Raw genomic sequence first — 6,621 nt, forward strand, 5'->3', positions numbered from 1 at the left:
CTTAGAGGAAGGGATTCATCATGAAGTTCACTACGAAGAAGTTTGGGAGCATCGCTACTGCTGCAGTGCTTGCAGGCACCATGGCATTCATGCCGGCAACTGCATTTGCTGTCTCGTTCAACGATGAAGCTTCCAGCACTGTTGCTGGAACCACCGTCTTGAACAAGGAATGGGACGCTGCATCTGCTACACAGTTCAACAATACAGAGACTTTCAAGTTTGATGTGAAATACATCGGTGGGTCTAAAGTCGGTTCTTGGGATTATACCGAGAGCAAACTCTCAACTGATACAAAGATCGTTACGCTTTCTTCTGAGTGGGCAAAGAATGCAGCAGGGACTGTTTCAAAGGCAAGTCTTGATGCAAAGACTCTTCTTGCTGGATATAACTTCACTACTCCTGGTGTTTATAACTTTGAGGTCAAGGAAGAGAATACTAGCAATCCCAACATTAAGTATGACGATAACACGTATACAGTAACTGTCGTTGTTACCATGCCTGAAGACTACCCCACGAACTCTACTCCCGTAATTGAGAGTGTTGGTGTTCAGAAGACCGTCGACGGCAAGACGACAAAGACTCCTGCAAACTTTAAGAACACTGCAGCTAAGAATGACAGCCTTAAAGTTTCAAAGAAGGTTGCCGGTGCTGCAGCAAATACCGGGGATCAATTTACTTATAAGCTGACTCTCGAAGGTGCAAAAGGCTCGTATGACTATGTCATTACTGGTGACGGCGCCACTGAGAATGACAAGGGAACCATCAAGAGCGGCGATACTTTCTATCTCAAGCACAATCAGCAGATTGAAATCAAGAACCTTCCTGAGAATGCAAAGTATACGGTCGAGGAGACCGATACTCAGGACTACGACAGCACCGATATCAAGGATAGCGATGAGGCCGAATCGACCGTGAAGAAGGGCACGACACCGACTGCTAAGGGAACAATTAGCGCTGACGGCGATACTGTTGCCTTTACCAATAACAAGGGCTTCGCTTCCCAGACCGGCATCACGATGAACACCCTCCCGTTCGTCGCAGTTGCTACGGTTGCAGTTGCAGGTGGTGCAGCCCTCGTTATCTCCCGTCGTCGTCACGCTGGCGAGGACTTCTAAAGAGCGATGAGTGCGGCAGCAGACACCTTCGGAACCTATGGAAGGTACGGGCACCAGACAGCTGGTGCCCGTGCTGCCCGCATCTTTGACCATGCTGCTACGTGGGTCATGGCAATCGTCCTTCTTCTGATCGGAGGACTTGCAGGGTATTCCCTCTATGATTCCTATCAGGTTGTGGAAGGGTCAGACCTCACGCAGTACCGACCTGGAGGATATGGGTTCGGAGAGCTTCTTGCGATGAACCCGGATGTTTGTGCCTGGCTTACCGTTGACAACACAGGCATCGATTATCCCGTCGTCCAGGGTGCCGATGACTTCGAGTATCTGGACAAGGATGCGACGGGTGCAAGCTCTGCGTCAGGATCTCTTTTCCTGGACAGCGCCTGTGACCGTAACTTCACCGAGCCCTATGAAGTCATCATGGGACACCATATGGTGGCTCACAAGATGTTCGGCGACCTCGACCTCTTCCTGGATCAGAGCTTCTTCGATGCGAACAAGACAGCCAAGCTGTACCTGCCGCAGGAAACGCTCGAGCTCGAAGTGGACGCGGTGCTCACAGACAATGCTTACGACCAGGTCATCTTCGGGACGCCTGCAGAAGACGGACAGGTGGCAGAGGTCGTGCAGAAGGCGGAGAGCTCGGCTGTGCACTACCGCGAAGGCAGCCTCTCTTCGGAAGATCAGATCATCTCGCTTTCGACCTGCTCTTCCGATGCGACGGATGCGAGGACCATCGTGCTCTGCAAGGTGGTTGCGCGCTATGCACAGGACAATGCAGGAGACTAGCGATTCTGTGCCTGCTCGCTGGGCAGGCATGAGGCATACAGGATGCCGGAACCCCCAGTTCACGGCTACAACAGAGAAGGACACAAGGATATGATCAGGCAGAGCAAAGTTGGATCGTTCCGCAGAAGCGGTGCACGCGGACTCGCCTTGTTCGTGGCAGCTCTGGGTCTCATCTGCGCCGTCATTGCCGGAACCGCAGCTCCCGCGTATGCGTATGAGAAGGCAGAAGCCTCCATCCCGGTAGAGATCACGCTCTCAGGCGATACGGCTGAGTCTGTTCCCGGTTTTACGGTTACGGCTACGCCTCAGAACGAGGCAAGTGCCAAGGCTCTTGCTGATGATGCGCTCACCTTCGATGCAGCTGCCAAAGCTTCATTCGCTGTCACGGCAGATGAGCCAGTCGAGTACTCCTACAAGGTGACCCAGACGGCAGGCACTGCCGAGAACTGGCAGTACGATACGCGCACCTACCAGGTGACCGTGCAGTTCTGGAATGACAACACGGAGAAGCTGACACCCAAGGTATTCATCTACGAGCTCGATGAGTCTGGCAAGAAGGTCGGCGGGGCCGAGCTCTGCACGTTTGACAACGTGTACACGGCACCTGCAGTGCCTGAGCCGAAACCGGAGCAGAAGCCTGCTGAGCAGAAGGCAGAGAAGAACCCGGATACGTCCGATACGAACTCTGTCACGATGATCCAGGCACTCTCTGCGCTGGGAATCGCCTTCGTCGGCATCGCGGTCTGCATGAAGTTTGCTCGGCGCAGGAACGAGAAGTAGTTTCTCGGTACATAGGCAAGAAGAGAGGCTCTTCCGGATATCCGGAAGAGCCTCTTCGTATAGGGCCTTGCTATACGGTTAGCAGGACTGCTCGATGAAGCGCTTCAGGGTATCGATGCCCAGACCGGTCTGTGCCGAGGTGACGACGCAAGCCATCTCGTCGACGCCGAAGGCAGCAGCAAGCTTCCTCAGCTGTGCCTGCTGCTTCTGGCGGGAGAGCTTGTCTGCCTTGGTAAGGGCAATGATGAAGGGAAGGCCTGCTCCCTTCAGGTAGTCGATCATCTGGAGGTCGAGTGCCTGGGCATCGAGCCTGATGTCCACCAGGGCGACCACGAGATTGTGTGAGCGTTCGCTTGTGAAGTAGGCATCGATGAGGTCGGCCCAGCGCTGCTTCTCTGCCTGGGAGCGCTGTGCGAAGCCATAGCCAGGAAGGTCCACGAAGTGGATGCCATCAGCTTCGAAGAAGTTGATATTGGCGGTCTTTCCTGGCTTTCCTGAGACCTTGGCAAGGGACTTCCTGTTGAAGAGCTTGTTGATGAGGGAAGACTTGCCTACATTGGAGCGGCCGACGAAGGAGACCTCTGGAGCCTTCGACTGCGGAAGCTGCTCGACCGTGCCATACGAGGCAAGATAGCGGACCTGTTCATAGCGGATTCCCATGGATCAGACCTCCTGTATCTGGGGAGCATACGGAGCAAGAAGCTCGGAGATGGTTCCCTGGCTGACGATAGTGACCTTGTGCATGGCACGGGAGATGGCGGTATAGAGGCGCCGTCTCGCAAGCGGCGTTGCCGGATAGACCTCTGCCTGCGCATCGGGGATGATGACCGCATCGAACTCCAGGCCCTTGGCAAGGGAGAGGTCGAGGACGACAACGCCCTTCAAAGGCAGGATATCATCTGGCTCCATGACACGGACAGATTTCCCGAGCTGCTTTCCGAGCCAGTTGGCACGAGCTGACGTATCGCAGACAAGGGCCGTGAGGCCATCTGCATCGTGCGCTTCATCCACAAGCTCCTTGAGCTTGGCAAGATAGCTCTCGGTATCCTTTGCCTCGAAGATCTGCGCCTTCGTGCCTTCGCGCTGGACCGAGGTGGCGTGGATGTTCTCGTCCTTCTCGTAGAGCCCCATGAAGAGGGAGGTGATTTCAGGGGTGGAGCGGTAGGAGGTGAGGAGCCTGAGCTCCTGGATATCCTTGCCTTCCTCGCCGAAGCCTGCATGGACGAAGACATCCTTCATGTCCTGGAAGGTGGCAGTGCCTTCCCGGATGGCCTGATGCTCGTCGCCCAGGAGCATGAAGTGGGCACCTGAGAAGTAGCGTGCCATCACCATGAGCTGCGCTGCGGTATAGTCCTGGACCTCATCGACCATCACATAGCGGGCCTGGCGGTCGCCGGCACCGGTGATGAGGGAGCGGAGATACAGGTACTCCACGGCATTGAGCTGGTGTCCTACAAGCCTCTGGCCGATGCGGTCGATCCTGAGCCAGCCTGCAGCTTCGATCGTGTCATGGGCGCCTGCGTAGCGTGCCTCCACATACTTCTTGGCAAGACGGACCGTATCCTCCTCGTCGAGGGGATTGATGGGCTCGCCGAAGATCTGCACCTGCTCGTCGAGGTCTATGCCCAGCATCTCTTCGTGGACATCGTCGTCCTTCGCAAGGGCGGCAAGCCTCTGGTTCAGCCTCTCATGGAGCACATCCTTCACGAGCGCCACAAGGCGTGGTCCCAGAGGGGTTCTCGGGAATTTGGCAAAGGCATTCTTCACCTGCGATGCCTTGATGAGCTGGGTGTCGCCGATACCGACGCCACGGATATCGTCCTCTTCGAGCTCGAGTCCTTCTATTGCCTTCTCCATCCTGAGAAGCTCTTCGGGATCGGTCTTTGTGCCGTCTGCACGGTCCTGGATGCCTTCGTGCACAAGGAAGCCGCGCCAGGTGAAGGTCTGGGGATTGGACTCTCCCAAGGAGGGGAGCACTGTATCGATGTAGCGCTGGAAGACGGCGTTCGGCGTGAAGAGATAGACCTGGCGGGGATTCAAGGTCTCCCTCTGCTGATAGAAGAGATAGGCGATGCGCTGGAGCATGACGGAGGTCTTGCCGGAGCCGGCAATGCCGTTCACGAGAAGGACCGGTATGTCCTCATGGCGGACGACGGCATTCTGCTCCTTCTGGATCGTGGCGGTGATGGCCTGGAGCTTCTCCGAGTGATGCTGCTTCAGGGCATTGAGCAGAAGCGAATCCTGGATAGCGACCGTCGTATCGAAGTACATCCTGAGGCGCTCGCCCTGCAGGTCGAACTGCCTTCTCAGAAGCAGCTCCACCTCGCGCTTCTTGCCGTTCACTTCATAGGAGGTCTTGCCCATCTCCTGGTTGTAGTAGGTCTCGGCAACTGGGCTCCTCCAGTCGATAACGACAGGATGGGAATCCCTGTCCATAACGCCAGAGACGCCGATGTAGATGTCGCGCGGCGGCCTGTTGGGCCGCATGCGCAGCGAGACCTTCGCGAAGTAGGGCTGGTTCAGAAGCACCAGCACGCGCCTCAGCTTCTCTACGTCGAAGTCATGAGCCTGGTTGTAGGCATCGATAACGGAGTTCAGGGTCTCGATGGCGGCAAGGGTCTCCATCGCCTCGTCTTCGCCGCCGAAGTCCTGGGTGACCTCTTCGGACATGTCGCGCAGATCCTGCGCTGCTGCCTTGTGGGTGACTTCGAGCCTATGGGTGAGCTCGTCTCTGAGCTCTGTGAGCTTCTGGTAGGTTTCGCAGAGATGCTCCTGTTCCTGCCTGAAGACAGGATCGTCTGCGAACTCTTCCGGTATCTGGATGTCTGGCATGTGGACCTCCTTGGAGCCGTGCGGACGGCACAGCGTGAATTCAGCAGTAATTAATTGTGCCCCAAAAGCGCGGGCTGCCCTGCCTGTTCCAGAAGAGCTCCAGAAACGGCAGAGGGAGGGCGGCAGCCGGGATGGGAGCGTCGGACAAGGCTCGAGGCAGCAGTGCATCCGTGCTGCCGGGCGGCTTCCTGTGCCGGATGCACGGACAGAGAAGGGAGGGGAATCTGCCCTGCTGCCGCACGCTCTTCAGAGCAGGCATTTGTTCCAATATCCATGAAAGAGGACTGAAAGCTATGATATATGTCTGTTAGTTGAAAAAACTTTCAGATGTGGCAATGAATCCGTCCGCAGGGGAGCAGGAAGGCTGTCTGGGATGCAGGAGGCTGAAGGATAGGGAAGCGCAGGGCCTTTTTCCTCTGCTGTGCCTGTGCTATGAGCCAGGACATATCGGGGATGCCGCAGATGCCATTCCGGATCCGGCCACGCGTGCTGTCTTAAGATTACAGCTCAGGATCCGATGTTGTTCTTCTGGTCCACGACGACCAGGGTGGCGTCGCCTGCCTCCTCGAGCAGCGCGTCGACATCGTCCAGACGGTCCTACACCCGCCGGCTGATCCGGATCTCGACCTCCTGGTCGAGCCCGACAGCCCAGTGGGAGGATTTCCCGACATCCACGCCGAGATACAGCTCGTGGGGCCCGAACCAGTCTTCCTGCCTGCGCTTCATGGTGCCAACCTCCTCATAGGTCGGCTGGCCACCGTCCCTGCCAGCGCGACACCCACATTGCCCTGCCGCACGGCATGCCGCGCGGCACATCCCTATCAGCCGTTTCCCTTGCAGGGCACCATCCTCCGGCGGCAACACCCCCGGGCCTTCTCGGAGGCGGGGCAAGAGGGCCGTCCGGAGGAGGTCGGCCAGCGGCCCCGAGAGGGGCCATCTACAAGGTTAGGGAAATCAAGGACATGGCATTGTTGAAAACCCTACATGTTTTCTTTCAATAAGAAGTGAACGGTAATATCACCAGGAATTGAACATCCCGATGATCTGTTTCTGCACATCCCGTTCACGGGACATGGCATCTCTCCGCACATGAGCCAGAGGTCAC

At 56.8% G+C, this 6,621-nt stretch carries 6 protein-coding genes; 3 read left to right on the plus strand and 3 right to left on the minus strand.

Annotation, left to right across the window (positions count from 1 at the left end):
• Positions 1-20 precede the first annotated feature (20 nt).
• The 3 genes from VXJ24_RS06525 to VXJ24_RS06535 all read left to right on the plus strand — a co-directional run bounded on the left by VXJ24_RS06525 (position 21) and on the right by VXJ24_RS06535 (position 2,684).
• Positions 21-1,115: a DUF7601 domain-containing protein gene (locus tag VXJ24_RS06525; RefSeq protein WP_330972116.1), complete on the plus strand. Its 1,095-nt coding sequence runs from the start codon at positions 21-23 to the stop codon at positions 1,113-1,115.
• 6 nt (positions 1,116-1,121) lie between these two features.
• Entirely contained in the window at positions 1,122-1,904 is a 783-nt protein-coding gene (locus VXJ24_RS06530) for a class B sortase (protein WP_330972117.1), read from the plus strand.
• 90 nt (positions 1,905-1,994) lie between these two features.
• Entirely contained in the window at positions 1,995-2,684 is a 690-nt protein-coding gene (locus VXJ24_RS06535) for a Spy0128 family protein (protein ID WP_330972118.1), read from the plus strand.
• 78 nt (positions 2,685-2,762) lie between these two features.
• Here VXJ24_RS06535 and yihA read toward each other — a convergent pair whose 3' ends face one another.
• The 3 genes from yihA to VXJ24_RS06550 form a co-directional block, all read right to left on the minus strand.
• Complete coding sequence (gene yihA / locus VXJ24_RS06540) at positions 2,763-3,344, minus strand: ribosome biogenesis GTP-binding protein YihA/YsxC (protein ID WP_330972119.1); 582 nt, start codon at positions 3,342-3,344, stop codon at positions 2,763-2,765.
• A gap of 3 nt (positions 3,345-3,347) precedes the next feature.
• Entirely contained in the window at positions 3,348-5,516 is a 2,169-nt protein-coding gene (locus VXJ24_RS06545; RefSeq protein WP_330972120.1) for a HelD family protein, read from the minus strand.
• Positions 5,517-6,113: 597 nt separating this feature from the next.
• Positions 6,114-6,242, minus strand: coding sequence for a hypothetical protein (locus tag VXJ24_RS06550; RefSeq protein WP_330972121.1), 129 nt, complete (start codon positions 6,240-6,242; stop codon positions 6,114-6,116).
• Between the last annotated feature and the right edge of the window lie 379 nt (positions 6,243-6,621).

This window comes from Olsenella kribbiana, from assembly GCF_036408795.1.
Classification (GTDB): Bacteria; Actinomycetota; Coriobacteriia; order Coriobacteriales; family Atopobiaceae; genus Olsenella_L; species Olsenella_L kribbiana.